Annotated in this window: 14 protein-coding genes; 8 read left to right on the top strand and 6 right to left on the bottom strand. The window is 69.7% G+C overall.

The genetic code is table 11. The features are described from left to right. Both ACFYW3_RS35205 and ACFYW3_RS35200 read left to right on the top strand, forming a co-directional pair. Positions 1-744: FG-GAP repeat domain-containing protein (locus ACFYW3_RS35205; protein WP_389388497.1), on the top strand; the 744-nt coding region annotated here is incomplete at its 5' end. Between the two features lie 56 nt (positions 745-800). Beyond that, a complete protein-coding gene (locus ACFYW3_RS35200) occupies positions 801-1763 on the top strand; it encodes an endonuclease/exonuclease/phosphatase family protein (protein WP_351759639.1) in 963 nt (320 codons plus the stop codon). Between the two features lie 255 nt (positions 1764-2018). Here ACFYW3_RS35200 and ACFYW3_RS35195 read toward each other — a convergent pair whose 3' ends face one another. Beyond that, entirely contained in the window at positions 2019-3152 is a 1134-nt protein-coding gene (locus ACFYW3_RS35195) for a hypothetical protein (RefSeq protein WP_389388496.1), read from the bottom strand. 4 nt (positions 3153-3156) lie between these two features. After that, positions 3157-4914 (bottom strand): VCBS repeat-containing protein, encoded by a 1758-nt coding sequence (locus ACFYW3_RS35190; RefSeq protein WP_351759633.1) that lies wholly within the window; start codon positions 4912-4914, stop codon positions 3157-3159. A 507-nt stretch (positions 4915-5421) separates the two neighbouring features. On the opposite strand from ACFYW3_RS35190, the gene ACFYW3_RS35185 reads away from it, so the two are divergent. Further along, positions 5422-9069 (top strand): NACHT domain-containing protein, encoded by a 3648-nt coding sequence (locus ACFYW3_RS35185; protein ID WP_389388495.1) that lies wholly within the window; start codon positions 5422-5424, stop codon positions 9067-9069. A 125-nt stretch (positions 9070-9194) separates the two neighbouring features. On the opposite strand, the gene ACFYW3_RS35180 is transcribed toward ACFYW3_RS35185, so the two are convergent. Next, positions 9195-9533, bottom strand: a complete 339-nt coding sequence (locus ACFYW3_RS35180) for a cyclic-phosphate processing receiver domain-containing protein (RefSeq protein ID WP_351759627.1) — start codon at positions 9531-9533, stop codon at positions 9195-9197. Between the two features lie 301 nt (positions 9534-9834). Then, positions 9835-10176: an ArsR/SmtB family transcription factor gene (locus ACFYW3_RS35175; protein WP_389388494.1), complete on the bottom strand. Its 342-nt coding sequence runs from the start codon at positions 10174-10176 to the stop codon at positions 9835-9837. Between the two features lie 216 nt (positions 10177-10392). Here ACFYW3_RS35175 and ACFYW3_RS35170 point away from each other — a divergent pair, with 216 nt between their 5' ends. Next, positions 10393-11826: an MFS transporter gene (locus ACFYW3_RS35170; protein ID WP_389388493.1), complete on the top strand. Its 1434-nt coding sequence runs from the start codon at positions 10393-10395 to the stop codon at positions 11824-11826. A gap of 175 nt (positions 11827-12001) precedes the next feature. Here ACFYW3_RS35170 and ACFYW3_RS35165 read toward each other — a convergent pair whose 3' ends face one another. Then, the gene (locus ACFYW3_RS35165) at positions 12002-13120 is read right to left on the bottom strand and encodes an FAD-dependent oxidoreductase (RefSeq protein WP_389388492.1); all 1119 of its coding nucleotides are present in this window, start codon (positions 13118-13120) and stop codon (positions 12002-12004) included. 53 nt (positions 13121-13173) lie between these two features. Here ACFYW3_RS35165 and ACFYW3_RS35160 point away from each other — a divergent pair, with 53 nt between their 5' ends. Together ACFYW3_RS35160 and ACFYW3_RS35155 are read left to right on the top strand one after the other, a co-directional pair. Then, entirely contained in the window at positions 13174-13866 is a 693-nt protein-coding gene (locus ACFYW3_RS35160) for a TetR/AcrR family transcriptional regulator C-terminal domain-containing protein (RefSeq protein WP_351759615.1), read from the top strand. Positions 13867-14726: 860 nt separating this feature from the next. Then, the gene (locus tag ACFYW3_RS35155; RefSeq protein ID WP_389388491.1) at positions 14727-15119 is read left to right on the top strand and encodes a hypothetical protein; all 393 of its coding nucleotides are present in this window, start codon (positions 14727-14729) and stop codon (positions 15117-15119) included. 148 nt (positions 15120-15267) lie between these two features. Here ACFYW3_RS35155 and ACFYW3_RS35150 read toward each other — a convergent pair whose 3' ends face one another. Beyond that, positions 15268-15768 (bottom strand): SRPBCC family protein, encoded by a 501-nt coding sequence (locus ACFYW3_RS35150; protein ID WP_389388490.1) that lies wholly within the window; start codon positions 15766-15768, stop codon positions 15268-15270. Positions 15769-15924: 156 nt separating this feature from the next. Here ACFYW3_RS35150 and ACFYW3_RS35145 point away from each other — a divergent pair, with 156 nt between their 5' ends. Together ACFYW3_RS35145 and ACFYW3_RS35140 are read left to right on the top strand one after the other, a co-directional pair. Beyond that, positions 15925-16824, top strand: coding sequence for a helix-turn-helix domain-containing protein (locus tag ACFYW3_RS35145; RefSeq protein WP_389388489.1), 900 nt, complete (start codon positions 15925-15927; stop codon positions 16822-16824). A 291-nt stretch (positions 16825-17115) separates the two neighbouring features. After that, positions 17116-18021, top strand: coding sequence for an MBL fold metallo-hydrolase (locus ACFYW3_RS35140; RefSeq protein ID WP_389388488.1), 906 nt, complete (start codon positions 17116-17118; stop codon positions 18019-18021). Positions 18022-18070: the final 49 nt, after the last annotated feature.

Here is an 18070-nt window from a genome sequence, read left to right as displayed (position 1 = left end):
AAGAGCGACATCGGTGTCCTGTACAACGTGGGGGAGCAGCGGGACGGCTCCCACCAGACGGCGTTGTGGACGTTCACCAGCACCGGTGCCGGATTCGACGGGCCGCAGTTGAAGTGGGACAACGACGACCGCACCACCGGGTCGTGGAACTGGGACCGTTCCAAGCTCACCGCCGGTGACTTCGACGGTGACGGCAAGAGCGACATCGGTGTCCTGTACAACGTGGGGGAGCAGCGGGACGGCTCCCACCAGACGGCGTTGTGGACGTTCACCAGCACCGGTGCCGGATTCGGCGGGCCGCAGTTGAAGTGGGACAACGACGACCGCACCACCGGGTCGTGGAACTGGGACCGTTCCAAGCTCACCGCCGGTGACTTCGACGGTGACGGCAAGACCGACATCGGCATCCTCTACAACAACGGCCGGCAGAGCGACGGCACCAACAAGACCGCGCTGTGGACCGCCATCAGCACCGGCAAGGGATTCGGCGCCCCGGTGAAGAAGTGGGAGAACTCCGGCAGTTGGAACGCCGACGCCTCCAAGGTGACCGCCGGCGACTTCGACGGCGACGGCCGCACCGACGTGGGGATCCTGTACAACTACGGCCAGGACACCCAGGGAGCGAACCGCACCGGCCTGTGGACCTTCACCAGCACCGGCACCGGCTTCAACGATCCCACCATGCTCTGGGACAGCGCCAACCGCAGCGTCTCCTGGAATTGGTACCGCAGCGACCTCGTCTGACCCCGCCACGGAGAACCGGCCCCGCCACACCCCAACGATCAGGGAGTGAACCGCCCATGCGATCCGCCCTCAGAGTGTTCTTCGCCGCCCTCGTCTGCCTCGGACTCTTCTTCACCGCCGCCCCCGGCCCCGCGCGGGCGGACACTCCCGACGCGACCAACTGGCCCAGCCCGAGATTCATCACCTACAACGTCTGCGGCGCGGCCTGCGACATCTACAACGGATCCAAGACCGGATGGCGCGACAACGTCGTCAGTGCCATGGACAACTGGGACGCCGACCTGGTGATGCTTCAGGAGATGTGTTACGGACAGTGGACGCTGCTGCGGGACGCGCTGCAGAACCGTACCGACGGCGGTCAGAGCTACGACTCCGTCTGGGGGGCGGCCCTGCCCTCCGTGACCAAATGCGCGAAGTGGGGCTCTGACACCCGCTACGGTCTGGCCATCTTCTCCAAGGGAAGCCCCGGCACGATCAACAACGCGAGCCGCAGCGTCACCATGCTCCCCAATCCGGCCCAGGGCGAACAACGCATCATGCTGTGCGCCCGTGCCACCGTCTCTTCGCGATACGTCCGTGCCTGCAACACCCACCTCGACTTCAAGGGAGACAACCCCCGCGCACAGGTCGCCAAGGTCGCCGAGGTGGCCCGCGGATACGCCGACCAAGGAGACCCGGTGGTGCTCGCCGGAGACTTCAACATGCTTCCCAAGGACCCCCGGATGGACCCCCTCTACAACCACACCGGGGGGACCGGGGTCTTCCAAGAGGTCGACGAGAACGACCAAGCGGAGTTCTCCGGTTCGGACTGCCCCCCGTCCGGCGAAGTCTGCCGAAGCGGAGAAGCCACCGTCGAACGAGCCAGCGGATGCTCACCCCACGCCAGCCCCGAAGGCAAGATCGACTACATCTTCCTGAGCTACTACTGGTTCCAGACCGTGCGCGGAGACGCGGCCGCCTGTACCCCCGGCATGTCGGACCACCACCTCCTGCGCGGCGCCGCGGCCTGGGAACACTGACGCACCGAGGACCGTTGAGGCCCTCCGACAGAGTCGAACACCCGAACTCGACGTCCCGTTCCGGATTCTCGCGGTCCCCTTCGGCCACATCGCCCCGGCTTCAATCCACGGCTCCTGCGCCCTGTGGGGCATCGGAGCCCGGCGACACGGCCAGGGCGACGGAAACCCGTATGCCGGAGTTCACCGGCAGGCCGGACGTCCTCACGGGCGTCGACTCCGATACCCGTGAAGCCGCCCTGCCGGCCACCACAACGGCTACGGGTGGCCGGTGCCGCCTGCATGGGCCTCCCGGGGGTCGTCGGCGGAGCGGTGCCCCGCCCGGAGCTCCCGCCGAAGCGCGCGCAGCGCTGTGCGCTCCTCCGCGCGACATCGCCTCCAGGCACGCCGTCGCTCGCGCGTGACGAAGAGGACGAGGCCCAGGGAGAGGAGGACGCCTACGGCGAGCGTGGCCATGAGCCAGGGGAAGCAGGACAGCCGGACCGTGTTGCTGTTCACGGTCTTGACCGCGCCGCCGGGGACGGTCGCGGTCACGCCGGCGGTGACCTCCAGCCGGCCGACGGCCGGGAGGTCGGTGAGGCGCCCGGTGACGGTGGCGGTGCCACCGGGGATCACGTAGATCCCCGCAGGCGTGAGCGGGACGGTACGGGGGGAGCCGCCGCCGGTGATGTTCAGCGTTCCGGCGAAGGTGTAGAGGACGTTGCCCGTGTTGCGTACGGTCACGGTGAACTCCTCGCCACCGCCGGAGGGACGGTGTTCCAGTGCCGTGAGAGAAACCCGGAGGTCGGCTTCGCCGGGGACCCTGAGCTCGACGATGCGGGCGATGCGGGTCTCCGTGTTCACCCCGCCGCTGACCGCCGGGGTGCGCAGTGAGGTGACCAGGCTGCCGACGTAGCTGCCCGGCGGTGTGCCGTCGGGCACGGCCAGGGAGAAGCGGACCGTGGCGCGGCTCTTCGGCTGGACGGTGACGGTGGCTTCGGAGTCCAGCTTCAGCCAGGCGCCCACCGCGGTCATCTTCTGGCCCTCTTGAGCGGGGGCCAGGCCACCGCCCGTGGCATGGGTGACGTCGGCGCCGTAGAGGTGGAAGGTCCGGGCCTCGTCGCTCTGGTTGTAGATGACCGCGGAGTCCTCGATCCGGGCGCCGGCCTTCAACGCGTACCCGAAGTGCCCGCCGGTCAGCGTGGTCAGGCCGTAGAGCCCGGCCCGTACGCCGAACGGCGCGCCCGCGGTGGGTTCCGGTGGGGCGGGTGATGGTGCGGGGGCCGGCGCCGCCTGCGCGCCCGGCGCCGGACCGAGCACGATGCCCGTGAGGAGGAGACTCCACACCAGGGCGGGGAACCGCGCCCGACGGGTGGCGGCGGCGCCGCCATGGGCGCGCAGACGACTGTTCACGGGATCAGCCGGTGATCGTGTACTGGAGGGTGCCGCCGTACGAGCCGGGGACCGTCTCCGAGGGGATGTTCCACTGCGCCGTCGAGCCGTCGTGGCTGAAGACGCCGCGGGTGCCGCCGTCGCCGCTCGCCATCGTGACGGCGGGGGAGAGGCTGGTGCCCGGCCGGGGGTCCTCGCCCTCGGGGAAGCGGCCGCCGGGGCCGGCCTGGGCGATGCCCGTCCACCGGCCGCCGGTGCCTTGGACGTGCCCGCCGACCGTGATCCTCAGGTTGCTCCACGGGATGGTGTCCGTGCCGCTGACCAGGTCGGTGGTGGCGACGGTCACCGACCAGGGGGCGGTGGTGGACAGGGTGTCGGTGTACTTGAACGTGCCCAGCCCGGCCGGAGTGCCGGCGGTGCCGGGGGTCAGGGTGCCGAAGTTGACCGCCGGCAGTTTCACCTCCATGGACAGAACGCCTGGCGGCTGCTCGACCTTCATCGCCATCGACTGTGCGGTGCGGTTCGGCTTCGAGGTGTTCAGCAGCACCTGCGCCGCGACGCCCTTGGCGGTGGAGGCGGCCGCCAGGTCGGGTCGGCCGTCTCCGTTGAGGTCGCCGACCGCGTACGCACCCGCGCCGCCGCTCTTGACGTCGTACGGGGGGCCGGCGTTGCGGAAGGTGCCCGTGCCGTCGCCGAGAAGGACGGTGGGCTGGTTGTCGGGGCCGTTGTTGGTGACCAGGTCCGGCTTGCCGTCGGTGTTGACGTCGGCGATGGACACGCCCTCCAGGGCATTGCCGCCGACCGGGTAGGTGACGGGAGCGCCGAACGCCCCGGCGCCCTCGCCCAGGAACAGGGTGATCGTCCGGTCGGTGTGCGCGATCGCCACATCCGGCTTGCCGTCGCCGCTCACGTCGCCGAGCGCGATGCCTCGGCCGAGGAAGACGCCGTCCGCGAAGCGGGTGGCCGGGCCGAGACGGCCCTTGCCGTCACCGAGGAGGACGGAGATGTCGGAGGTGCCCATGTTCACGGTGACCACATCGAGCCTGCCGTCGCCGTTCACATCCCCGGCCTTGACGCCGAAGGGGCGCACCTGGCCTGCCGAGTAGCCACTGGGCAGGCCACCGCCGACATAGAAGTTGCTCGCGGTGCCCAGGGCGCCGGTGCCGTCATTGGTCCAGAGGGAGACGTTGTCGCCGTTGGTGTTGGCGGTCAGCACGTCGGGCTTCCGGTCGCCGTTCATGTCGGCGACCGTGATGTCGACGGGGAACATGGCGTCGGTCGACTGGTTGACCAACGTCGGCGCGAAGTACGAGGTGGCCGGGGCGAACCCGCCCTTGCCGTCGCCCAACAGCTCGACGATGCTGCCCATGCTCTCGACCCCGTGCTGGGTGGGCCGCCCGGTGGTGGCCGCCGCGACGACCGCGTCCAGCCTGCCGTCGCCGTTGAGGTCGGCGAGGGCGACAGCCGTCGGGTAGGTGCCGGTGTCGAGGCCGAACGAGGCCCCGGGGCCGAAGCCACCCTTGCCGTCACCGAGGGCGGCCACCAGGGTGTTCGACCCCCGCACGGGGGTGACGAGGTCGGCCTTGCCGTCGCCGTTCAGGTCGCCCAGTGCCGGGGCGGTGCCCTTGCCGGAGCCCGCCGGGAGCGGGACGGCGGTCGCGCCGGCGAAGGAGACCGTGGGATCGGGCGCGGCCTGGGCGGCCGGGGCCAGACACAGTCCGGCGACGAGCGCGGCGGCGGAGGCGAGCACGAGCCCGGCTCTGCGTGGTGCGGATGTCTTCAACGTACCTACCCCTTGAGGATGTTGCGGCACGCCGACGGGAGGAATCGACCTGCGGTGCAGCCGAGTGATGGGAGAGTCGGCTGCAGTCAACACCGCCGCGTCGGAGAAGTTCAGTGGTTGTCCCACCAGTTCTGATCTCGGCACCGGAGCCGTGACCTGGTGAAACCTACGAGTGGTCAGTCGGCTGCGGGCGGAGTTGCCACACCCGGGACACGCGGTCGCGCTCACAGCCGGGAGGTGCGGCGCGTGAGCGGTCCCGCCCCGACGCACTACCCGGGTACCGGATCACTTGCGTCCGGATCACCGACCCTGATGTGATCGCCGCCGGCGGGATGGACCTCATCCCCCGCTCGTCGCCTCCGCCGAACAAGTCGATGCCGTCGAGGGCACTCCCGTTACACGCGCCCGGGGCGACGTGCGGGTGACCCGGGACCTCGCCGGCGGCCCCGAACCGAGGCCCACGGACGCCGTGCACGCGCCCCAGCCCTGTCCTGGTGCTGTGACACGGTGAACCTTTCCGGTCACAGCACTAGCATCCGTGTGTACGGGCAGACCCGAGCTCCCTCAAAGGGGACAAGAGCCTTTGAGGAGTGCTGGATGAACACGGCCAAGCCGGGCGCGCTCGGTGGAGCGAGCAACGAGGCCGGAGCCGGCCACCGAGCCGGGATAGCGGCTCTCGCAGCCGTCTACGGACTGCTGGAGGAGCCGATTCCATGGCTCCGCTCCGACGCCGTTCCCGTGAAGCTGCGCATGGAAGCAGATCTCCACGTGGACGACGTCGTCGTTGACCTCGCCGACGGCACGACGGCGTTCATGCAAGCCAAGCTGTCTCCCAACGCGGCGGCCTTCAACGCGACCGTCGACCAGTGGTGCCGCGCGGTCGTATCCGGGGAGTGCCGCCCCGGCGACGAACTGCTCTTCGTCGTCACCAGGACCGACGAGGCACTGGCCCGCACGGCACAGGCTCTGACGACGTACCAGAGCGGTGCGTCGCTGACCTCACCAGCGGCTCGACGGCTCGACGCCCTGCGCGGCCTGGCAGCCGGGCACGGCCTGGATCATGCCGACACGGAACGGCTCCTGGCCGCGGCGAAGGTGATCGCCTTGGACGCCCGGGACAATGGCCCGGACGAGGCCTTGGGATCGGCATGCCTGAACGCCGCCATCGTCCCCACAGGACATGGCCGAACAGCCTTCCGCACCATGAAGGCAGCAGCGCGAGGCCAGGCCGAGCAGCGCACCGCATCGGACGTCTCAGGCTGGTATACCTGGCTCACCAGCGCGAGGATTCCCCTGATCGCAGACGCGGCAGGCACACCGGCCGCCCGGCTCCAAGCCATGGACCAGGCGCTTGCCGAGCATCGGATGAGGTGGGCGGCCCAGCAGGACACCCTGCCGCTCGCCGACCTTGGCCGCGGCCTGACATCGATGACCGTTCCCGGCACGACCCGACAACTCAGAGCCCTCGCACCTGCACGGAAGACCGGCCGTAGCGCCCTCGTGGATGCCGTACGCCGCCAGGGTCGCCTCTTCCTTGTCGGATCTCCCGGATCGGGCAAGACCGTCGCCTCTCGTCTCCTGGCGGCGTACTGGGCCGGACACCACCTCGCGCCGGTGCCCGTGTGGCTTCGAATGAAGGACCTGGTCCCGTTCCTCACCCCGGCCGGCCCGTACCGGCTCCAAGCAGCCGACCTCGTCCGCGCGGCCATCGGCACCACGAACCCCCCGCTCATCGAGGCGCTCTCGGCACGCGTCACCACTGGCGATGCACTCATCCTTCTCGACGCCCTCGACGAAGTCCACGAGCGTCAGGACGCCGTGGTGGAAGCGGTCGCCACGCTGCTCGACCAACTGCCCGCCGGCCTCGACATCGTCGTCACCTCCAGGCACTCCTCCCAGTCGGTAGCCGCTCGCCTCGACCTTCCCGTCTACGAGCTCCGCCCTCCGAACGACCTCACCCACACCCTCGACCACCTCCTGGACACCGCCGTCGCAGCACGTGCCGCCACCCGTTCGCACGGCCAAGAGCCGGTCGAAGACCTCCGCCGGCGCGTCGAACGCTCCCGCCGCGCGGAATCCGACCTGTGGAACGTCCCCCTCATGGCCACACTGATGGTGCTGCTCATCGTCGACCGCCCGGCGGCAGCCCTGCTCGGGAACCGCGCCCGTCTGCTCACCGACGTGATCGACAGCAGCGTCCGCGAATGGGAAATGCGCCGTCCCTCCGCCCAGACCCTGCCGGACACCGACCCTCAGCTGACCGCCGACATCCTGATCGACTGTTTCGACGACATCGCACACACCACCAACACCGTTGCCCCGGCGACCTGGCACGACGCCCACCAGGCCGTCAGCGCCCGTCTCCAACAGCACTGGGGCAAACCACCGGGCACAGCAGCGGCCATCGCACGCCGCACCCTGGAGTACTGGGACGCCACAGCCGGCGTATTCGTCACCGACACACCCCAGGGAAACCTCACCGCCCGCACACGCCTGTTCGCCGAGATCGGCGAGGCACGCTGGGCCATGCGCAACCCGTCCCGCATCACCGCGTGGATGCAGAGCACACTCGCAGACCCCGAACGTCAAGAAACAGCCCGACTCGCCGCCAGCCTTTCCCCACAGGCCGCGGAAGCCTTCATCCAACAGGCGCTGCTCGACGGAGGGGAATCGCTTGACCTGGTGCACGATGCTCTGGCCGACGGAACCGTCTTCGACAGCACCGCACTGCACGCGTACCACGATGCCCAGCTGACCCGACTCCCGACCGTTGCGGACCGAAACCTGCCGTCCCCGGACGCGGTGATCGACCTTGACACCGGGAGTTCCCCACGAGCCGAGCTCGCGGCCCGCCTTGCCGAGGAAGACCTCGATGCCGCTCATACGCGGCAGCTCATCGACACGGCAGACACCTTGGGACCCGAGCAGAAGGCTGTCATCACCGCGTTGTGTACGCAGAGACAAATCATCAGACGTGGCACCGAGCCCACTCCACGAGAACTCGACACCCTGGAGGCAGGACTTGCCGCAGCGGCGCGTGGAACTCCGGGCAGTGGACCGGAGATCACCGGAGCCGATCCACTTGCCCGGTTCGCGGTCGAGCACGTGCTGCCCACGCGGCCCAGTGTGCTGCCCCACCTGGTCGCAACCGCCCATCACGTCACCCTGGACACCTTCGAGTGGCTGGAGAGCGAACTACCCAAGCGAGGACACCACGGAGCGCTTGGCTCCATCATCTCGCAGATGACCGGGAACCTCTTCGCCACCCTCATCGACTCATACAAGAAGACGGCTGTCCCCTTCGAGTTCCTCGCAGACCTCAACAGCACGACCGCACCACTCACCACCACACAGGTGTGGCACCTGGACGAGGCCGCCGCTCTCACCACCGCCCTCAGGACAAGGGACCACCCCGTGGGCACCGTTGCCCACGCCGTCACCCACCATGCCGAGCTGACACGGAACCTTCTCCGCCTGATCACCGAGGCCGGCGGCCTGGACGGTGCACTGGTCAGCGCACAATTGCGCAGCCTGCGCGAGGAGACCCCACAACGTCCGGACTGGGGACTCCTCTCCCTGCCCAGCACCCGAACACCCCACCCCCGGCTCCGGCTCGACACGATCGACACCGACCTCGTCATCAAGACTCTCACCGCAGGCAATTCCTGGCTCACGCACCTCACCCTGCTGCTCGCCGCCGAAGCCACCACGTCACCGGACTTCGCAGATCGCGTGCTCACGGCACTCCCCGACGTCGCCCCGTTCGGTCGCCTGAACACAGCCGCACTCCTGGCCCACCGCTGGCCCGCCCTTCGCCTGCCGATGGAGGATCCCCTCGTCAGGGCCGGCGCCGCACGCATCACCGCCGCCGCACTCAGCGATGCCCGGCAGCACCGTGACGCCCGATACCTCCTGGCTGATCCCGACCTACTCGTACGGCATGCCGCAGCAAGGGAGCTGCACGACCCCTCACCTGGCGACCGGACCGTCCTCGCGACAGCCCTGGCATCCCCAGCGCTGCAATGGACCTGCGGAACATGCGGTGCCACCACACCCGTCGACGGCGAGAGCTGTCCTCAGAGCCATCCCCAACCCAAGCCCAGCTTCCCTGACGGTCGATCTGCTCGGGTGGAGACCGAACCAACGCAAGTGTGAGGAGCGCTGATCGCAGTCAACTCATCGACAGATCTTGACCATTGCTCTCGCTGACTATCAGGTCCGCGCTGTCGCCTTCCCCTCATCTTTCCGTAGAGGAAATCGGGTATTCAGAGGCGATACGCCTATGCCGTCGCCCGCTGGACACGGTAGCTCCAGCGGGTGAGTGACCGGACGACGCTTTCGGCGCCGATGGGGTTCGCGCTGTGGACGAAGACAAATCCGATCCGAAAGGGCCGTCCGTTGAAGGCGGCCTCTTCCAAGAGGGTCACCACCGGCATGATGGTGTCGTCGCCGCCGAGATCGTGGTCAAGCCACAGCTCGTCAATGAAGCTGTCGCGGTGCTCTTCCATGAGCTGGATGCCCTCGCGGCTGGTGCGGGCGATCCGCGTGGCCCTGGGGAGCGGTCGGAGGTCGTCGATGCCGAGGATGACGGGCGCCGGTTCGGTGAGGGCTTCTTTCACCGGATCAGTGTTACAGCAGGCAGGCGGGACAACCACGGGGTATTGAGGCCCTGATGGGCGGACCGCCGCTGTCCTTGATCAAGGTGCGTCGTTCCCTGCTGGTGATGGGCGAGCCCGAGTGCCGAGCCGGACCTGGAGCAGTGGCTGCCGGCGGGGCGGCGCGCGGAGCGGGGGTCCGGGAAGGGCCTGTGTCTCCAAACGGGTAGGTGGAGGCGCAAGCCCCATCCGGTGTCGGGAAGGAGCGGTTCCCGGGGCCATTCCTCGTCCCCCTCCTCCTCGTCCTCGTCCGCGACGCCGCGGGTCAGTCCTGCCGCAGCACCAGTTCCAGTAGACCGGGAAAGCGCGCCTCGAACTCCGGCCGCCTCAGCCGGTTGAGCCGCTTGGGCCCCGCATCGCGCTGCTCCAGCAGCCCGGCGTCCCGCAGGACCGCGAAATGCCTGCTCAGGGTCGCCTTCCCCACCGGTACGTCGAAACTCCCGCAGGAGCGTTCCCAGTCGTCGGACCCGGCCAGTTCGCGTACGAGCGTGCGCCGGACCGGGTCGGCGAGTGCGAGCAGAGCCGCCTCCAGGGGCACCTCGGCCGGATCCGTGTGGACCGGCGGGAGCCGGTGGCCCGGGCCGGGGGGCGCGTCCGCTGTGGTCATGGCGGTTCTCCGTCCGTCGGGGTGGCCGGAACCCGGCGGCCACCGATTGCAGAGTGTTCGATGGTGTGCGTACACTCCTGAATGTTCGTCTCGTAACGAACATTCTACGGGTGTCCGCCCCTTCCCGCGCCACCCGTCCGACGGCACGGACCGCCCCGCGATCCGCTCCCCGCCCCCTCATCCCAACCCCCTCCTCCGGCACGGAAGGACGAGCACGTGACTCACCATGAACCCGCCCCCGCGGCCCGGCCCGGACCCACCCTCTTCGCCGCCTGCCTGGGCTTCGTGGTCGTCATCCTCGACGTCAGCGTGGTCAACGTCGCCACCAAGGCACTCACCGCCGACCTCGGCGGCAGCCTCGCCGGCCTGGAATGGGTGATCAACGGTTACACCCTCACCTTCGCCGCCTTCCTCCTCACCGCGGGAGCACTGGGGGACCGCTTCGACCCCCGGCGCATCTTCGTCTCGGGCTTCGCGCTCTTCGCCGTGACCTCCCTGGCCTGCGGTGCCGCCCCCACGCTCGTCACCCTCATCGCCGCCCGCGTCCTGCAGGGGGTCGGCGCCGCACTGATCGTGCCGTCCTCGCTCTCCCTGGTGAACAGCAACTTCCCCGACCCGGCCCGGCGCACCAAGGCCGTCAGCCTCTGGGCGGCCGCCGGCGGCCTCGCACTGGCCCTCGGCCCCGTCGTCGGCGGACTCCTCGTCGACTCCCTCGGCTGGCGTTCGATCTTCTACGTCAACGTTCCCATCGCCGCCGTCGGCATCCTGCTCACCCAGCGCTACGCCCGGGCCGCCCCGCCGCGAGACCCCTCCCGCCGCCGTACGCTCGACCTGCCCGGCCAACTGCTCGCCATCGCCGGCCTCGGCGCGCTGACCGGCGCCATCGTCGAAGCCAACACCCGGGGCTGGGGCGACGCGCTCGTCATCACCTGTCTCGTCGTCTTCGCGGCCGCCCTGGTCGGCTTCCTCGCCGTCGAACGCCGCGGCGCCGACCCGATGTTGCCCCTGCACCTGTTCCGCCGACGGGCGTTCAGCGCCACCTCACTCATCGGCGTCCTGCTCAACTTCGCCTTCTACGGCCTCATCTTCGTCTTCAGCCTTTTCTTCCAGCAGGTATGGGAGTTCTCGCCCATCTCCGCCGGACTCGCCTTCCTGCCCATGACCGGCGCCATCATGGCCGCCAACCTGGCCTGCGGGTCCCTGGTCAAGAGGTTCGGCGCGCGCGGCGTGCTGCTCACCGGCAACCTCCTCGCCGCCCTCGGCTACCTGGCCGTCATCCCGGCCGTCGGATCCGGCTCGTACCCGGCGGTGATCGTCCAGTTCCTCGTCGCGGGAATCGGCATCGGCCTCGTGGTTCCCGCCATGACCAACGCCATGCTCGGCGCGGTGGACCCGGTCAACGCGGGCATCGCCTCCGGCGTGCTCAACGCCTCCCGCCAGTTGGGCGGGCTCATCGGTGTCGCCGTCATGGGCCTCCTCGTCGGGCAGGCCGCCGCCGGACACTTCGTGACCGGGCTGCGCGCCGCCCTCGTCTCCGCCGCGATCGCGCTGGCCGTCGCCGCCGTACTGAGCGCCACCGGGATCCGCAGGGCCCAGGCCCCCGCTCCCGCCGCCCGCGCCGCCGCGACCCCGGCCGCAGCGAGCCGCTGAACCGCGGCAGCCGTACGGGGACGGTGCACCGAGATCCGGCGCGCGCCGGACCACACGGCTCACCGAACCGCCCCCGCTCCCGGCCGACCCAAGCCCCCGCTACCCGCCGACGCGTGCCCGTGCACCTGCCGACCCAAGCCCGCGCACCCGTTACGGGTGCTCTCGCGCTTGGCGGTCAGGATGGCTGGACTTGGTCGAAGAGGGCGAGGGCTTCGGCGGGGTTCGGGCTCACGAGGCGTTCCAGGCCGGCCGTCGTGATCTTCGCCCACCTGCCGGCCCGTGCCCACATCTGTTCCTCGAAGGCGCGGACGGTCTCGTCCAGATCTTCAGGGCCGGTGGCGATGGCCTCGGCGAGTTCGGCGCCTTCCAGCATCGCGAGGTTCGCGCCCGCCCCCAAGGGGGGCATCAGGTGGGCGGCGTCGCCCAGCAGCGTCACCCCGAAGACGTGGGTCCAGGTGTGGGACTCGGGCAGGACGTAAAGGGGCCGGTGGATGAATGCGGTGCCGTGGCGGAGGAGGTCGAGGACGGGAGCGGCCCAGCCGTCGAACAGAGCCAGCAGGCTCGATCGCACGGCCTCGGCGTCGGCCAGGTCCAGGTGCGTGTGCCAGTCCAGTGGCGCGCGGAACTGGGCGTACACCTTGACGTGGCCTCCGCTGTTGCGCTGGGCGACGAGAGCCCGGTTCACGCCGTACACGGCCACGGAACCGTCGCCGATCAGCCGGGCGAGGTCAGGGTGGCGGGTGTCGACGTCGTCGAGGGAGGTCTCGACGTAGGTGACGCCGGTGTAGTGAGGTGTCGCCGGCGAGACCGCCGGGCGGATCCGCGACCAGGCGCCGTCCGCGCCGACCACGAGGTCGAACGTCTCCTGCCGCCCGTCCGCGAAGTGGACCAGTACGCCATCCCGGGTTCCCGGCACCACCCGCGTCACGCCCCGACCCCACTGGATGTCGAGAGGGCCGAGCAGCAGGTCACGGAGTTGCCCGCGGTCGATCTCGGGATTGGCCCGGTCGTCCGGCCGGGGTCGCCAGTCGCGCAGGACGGTCCCGTCCGTGTCCAGGATGCGCATGGCCTGCCCCTCGGGTCGAGCCAGCGCCAGGAACTCCCCCAACAGCCCCGCCTTGTCCAGCGCGAGTTGGCCCAGCCCTTCATGCAGGTCCAGCGTGCCGCCCGGGGGGCGGGCGTCGGGGGCGGGATCGCGTTCGAGGACGGTGACGGGGTGGCCATGGCGGTGCAGGACGCGGGCGAAGGTAAGGCCGGCAGGACCACTACCGACCACTGCGATGCGATGTCTCATACCGATACACTGTATTGCCCGGAGACGGTGAATGGGAACGGTACGGTATGGGCATGAGTATCTGGGACCGGCCGGAGCCGCCGACTCGCCCCGTCCCGCTGGACCGGGATCGGATTGTCGCCGCCGCCATCGCACTGGCCGACGAGGGCGGACTGGAGGCGGTGTCGGTACGCAAGGTCGCGGCCCGCCTGGACGCCGGTCCGATGCGGCTGTACAGGTACATCTCCACCAAGGAAGAGCTGTTCGACCTCATGGTGGACGAGGTCCAGGCCGAGATCCTCCCCGAGGAACAGCCCGGTGACTGGCGGGAGGCGCTGCGCATCCTCGCCCACCGCACCAGGCAGGCCGCTCTCCGTCACGAATGGCTGGCCGACCTGCTCGGCGGCCGCCCGGCCCTCGGTCCGAACGGCCTCGCCGTGACCGAGGCCACGCTGGCCGCCCTCGACGGCCTCGCCGACGTCGACACCGTCATGCGCGCCGTGGAAACCGTCAGCGCCTACTTCATCGGCGCGATCAGGCGCGAGATCGCAAACCTGCGGGCCGAGCACGCCACGGGCCTGTCCAAGCACGACTGGCAGCGCGCCCACGGCCCGCATGTGACAAGAATGTTGGCCACGGGGCGCTTCCCGGCGCTGGCCAAAGCCGTGTACGACGGCACGGACGTGGACGCCGAGACATCCTTCGCGACCGGCCTGGACTGGGTCCTCGACGCCGTGGCCGCCAAGCTCACCCGGCCGCCGGCGTGACGCTCGGCTCTTGGCGAAGGTGAGCGGGTCGGGGTCGCGCGGACCTGATCGGTGGTGAGCGACCGCCGACGTGGAAAGCGGTTGCTTTGATGGGCGGTCAGCACTGGCCTGGTTGTCGATGCGCCGCAACCAGCAGGGAAACGCCTCCGAGATGCTGCGGCGACTAGGCCGTCTCTTTCGGATCTTGCCGGTCAAGCCCGCGTCGTCCGGTGCCGTGCATCGCAAGGCGGAGAGGCTCCCGAGTACTGGACGTCCTCGGGTGCCTCGACAACGCGGCGAGGTGCGGTGCCGGGCGACGCGGGCCAGGCAAGATCCGAAAGAGACGGCCTAGGCCTTGGACGGCTACCGCTGACGCACGATGCCTTTCACGAACTCCAGCCCTGGCGGGCAGCGGCTCATCCGGAGGGCCCGCCCTCTTGCGCGAGATCGGTATCCCGGTCGCCGCTGCCCGCGGCGCCGCCATTCCACGGCAACTCCTTGAACTGCCTGCCCCCGTCGTCGCGGACGTTCTGGGCCACCACGACAAGACCACCAGCCGCCTCCTCAAGGAGACCGGCGGGACGTGGAGCCGATACGCCGCGGGCGACCACCTACGGTCACCATCCGGCTGGACGGCACGGCGAACTGACGGGGGCTCAACAGACGAGCTCACCAGTGCCAAGACCGTGGAAGCGGTCCTGCTTCCCGTCCTCCTGAGCCCCTGAGGGATCCTTGCCCACGTGCTTACAGTGCAGATGAACGATGCGGCGACGGCCCTCCTCAGCGCATGGACAGGACTCGCACCGACACAGCCACCACAGGGACTGACAGCCGGCCTCCGTGATCTCACCGCCAACGGCATCGCTCTTCACGGGGACGCCGTGGTGCTGACCGATACCGTCCGTCACCTGCGCGACACCGGACCCGGAGACTTCATCGACCTCACCGCGTGGGAGTGCAGCGTCAACAGCTTCCACCTTGAGGACTTCGTGCCCGTGACCGTCGACGTCCTGGACGACGGCGAGCCCGTCATCGCCGAGGCCGATCAGAGGCTACTGCCGGCCCAAGGCCTCACGCTGGCCTTGCACATCTGCCATCTCGGCGGTTCAGCCGAACCTCCACTCCAGATCCGATGCATCGTCAGCGCGAGTACCACCAACGGGACCTTCCGCTTCCACCGCATCCGCGCAGGCCGGCAAGAGCACCATCCGGACCTGGACAAGTACACGCTGGAGAAGATGATCGTCATCGACACGGGCTCGCCGCGTTCCTGACCTGACCCGGCAGAAGCTCCCCAATCCTCCAGCCGCATCCCGTCCCAAACCACGAACAGTCACCACCAGGCTTCCTGCGGCTGCGAATGCGCGACAGTTGATTACGCGAGCTCACCAGGACCAACGTCGACCCCCACACCCTGGATCCTCAGTCCTCGGCGATCCATTGGGCGAGGGAGATCAGGGTGGCTTCGACGCTGTTCGTCATGTGGTCGCGGAGTGCGTCGAGATCGCCGCGGGTGCTGCCCAGCACCGGGTCGAGGCGGAGGAGTCGCCAGGACTGCTCGACGACGGTTCCGCGTCCCTGGGGGTGGAAGGTCCAGCTCCACCGCACGATGCCGTCCTCGGCGCCGCCGACCACGAAGGCGAAGACGCTGCCGTGGTCGGCTCGTACGACCTGGGAGCGGGTGGCCCATTCCCTGCCGTCCCTCCGATTGCGGCCGCTGAACCAGGCACCGACCCGAGGGCCGGCGCCCTGGTCGAACCTGACGTCGGTCGCGTCGGGGCTCCAGCGGCCGATCGCGGACACGTCACTGACCAGGTCATAGACCCGGGCGGGGGCGGCATCGACCCATGCGCGCCTCGTGAAGGCGAAGGCCGATGCGTCCAGAGCCTCGAAGAGGTCGTGTTGGCTGGTGGTGGCGCTCAAGGCGTCCTCCTGGGTGCGTGCGCTGGGCGCGTATGACGTGGGTGCCGGGTCGGCGACACCCACGTCATCACCGGTCGTGCCGGGGAACCAGACCCACCGGTGCCTATCCCCAGCTGGGGCAGGTTGCGCGTTCCGAGTCGGCCCATACTCGGATCCATGACCGGAAAATCGCAGCTCGGGGACTTCCTGCAAGCGCGGCGCTCCCAACTGCGCCCCGAGGATGTCGGGGTGCCCACCTATGGGGAGCGCCGACGTGTACCGGGTCTTCGGCGCGAGGAGTTGGCGCTGCTGGCGGGCGTGAGCGCCTCCTACTACACCCGCCTGGAGCAGGGGCAGTCGCTGAGCGCGTCGCCCGAGGTGTTGGACGCGATCGCCGGGGCTCTGCGGCTGGACGACTCCGAGCGGCGGTACCTGCACGACCTGGTCCGGGCGGACAGACGTCGCACGCAGGGCCGGAGGCCCGCGCCGGAGCGTGTGACGGAGGCGACGGCCCAGTTGCTGGACGTGCTGGCGGAGGTTCCCGCGATCGTGCTCGGCCTGCGCAGTGATGTGCTCGCGTGGAACCGTGCGGGGCACGCGCTGTTCGCCGGGCACCTGGACCGTGAGGCCCCGGACCTGGTGGGGCAGCGCCCCAACATGGCCAGACTGGTGTTCCTCGACTGTCATACCCGCGAGCTGTACGCGGACTGGCCGAGCAAGGCCAGGGCGGTGGTGGGGAACCTGCGCGTGGTGGCGGCCCAGCATCCGCAGGACACCGCGTTGCACGCGCTGCTGGGTGAACTGAGCGCCAAAAGCGCGGAGTTCTCCTCGATGTGGGCCGATCATCGGGTCAAGGAGTGCACCGTCGCCACCTACGAGATGCGGCACCCGCTGGTCGGCCCGCTGACCGTCGTTCAGCAAACCATGAACCACGGGCCGGGCCCCCACACGGTGGTTGCCACCACGGAGGCGGGCTCGCCCTCGCGAGCCGCACTGGCCCTGCTCGCCCAGACCATCACCCAGGACACCACCGCGGCCGACCCGGCGCGGAGGGGGCGCCGGGCCGGTACTGCCTGACCTCCCACCGTGTCACCGGGCCCTCTACCGACAACGGCGGGCACCCGTCCCCACCCGGTACGGCCGACGGCCTGTCACCCGGCCTGTCACTTGGTTTGTCACTCGGCCTGTGACCGGGCCTGTCGCCCGGCCTGTCGCCCGGCTGGTCGCTCAGCCGGTCGCTCGGCCTGCCACCGGGCCGGTCTCTCGGCGGGTCATTCGGCGGGTCATTCGACCGATCACCGCCGGGAGCAGTTCCGGGGCCGTGTGCCCCCGCCTCCTCCCAGCCCGCCCACCGAACGGAGAAGCACCATGCAGGACACCCACGAGATCACCCTGGGAGATGTCACCATCACCCGGATCGAGGAGACGCACGGGCCGATCATGCCCACGAGCCAGTTCTTCCCGGACCTGCCCGAGCAGGCATGGAAGGACCAGCGCGCCATGCTCGTCCCCGACCACCTGGGCGCCGACGACGCCATGGTCCATGCGGCGATGCAGACATGGCTGCTGCGCAGCGAGGGCAGCACCATCCTGGTCGACACCGGCGTCGGCAACGACAAGACCCGCCCGGCCGTCGCCGCGTGGGACCACCTGCGGCTGGACTACCTCGGAAACCTCGTACGCGCCGGTGTACGGCCCGAGGACGTCGACCTGGTGATCAACACCCACCTGCACGTCGACCACGTCGGCTGGAACACCCGCCTGGTCGACGGCTACTGGGTACCCACGTTCCCGAACGCCACCTACCTGATGCCCAAGGCCGACTTCGAGTTCTGGAACCCGGCGAACAATCCGGACATCACCGGCGGCGTCAACGAGAACGTCTTCGAGGACAGCGTCGCCCCCGTGCACGCCGCGGGCCAGGTGCGGCTGTGGGAGGAAGGCCACACCATAGACGGCAGCCTGCGGTTGGAGGCAGCCCCCGGCCACACGCCCGGATCCAGCGTGGTCACGCTGGCTTCCGGCAGCGACCGGGCCCTGTTCGCCGGCGATCTGATGCACACCCCGCTGCAGGTCACGCACCCCGACCACAACAGCTGCTTCTGCCAGGACCCCGCCCAGTCCCGCAGCACCCGCCGCAGGCTCCTCGGCTGGGCCGCCGACACGGGTGCCCTCGTCCTACCCGCACACTTCAGCGGCCACAGCGCCCTGGAGGTCGAGCACCAGGGCAGCGGATTCGCGATCAAGAAGTGGGCGCCGATCACCCGGTACTGACCCCGATTCCAGCCCGCCGCCGCTCCGGGGTGGCCGGAGCGGCGGCACC

It is taken from the genome of Streptomyces sp. NPDC002602 (genome assembly GCF_042889445.1).
In the GTDB taxonomy this organism is placed as follows: Bacteria; Actinomycetota; Actinomycetes; order Streptomycetales; family Streptomycetaceae; genus Streptomyces.
This window is presented reverse-complemented; position numbering and strand designations above follow the sequence as displayed.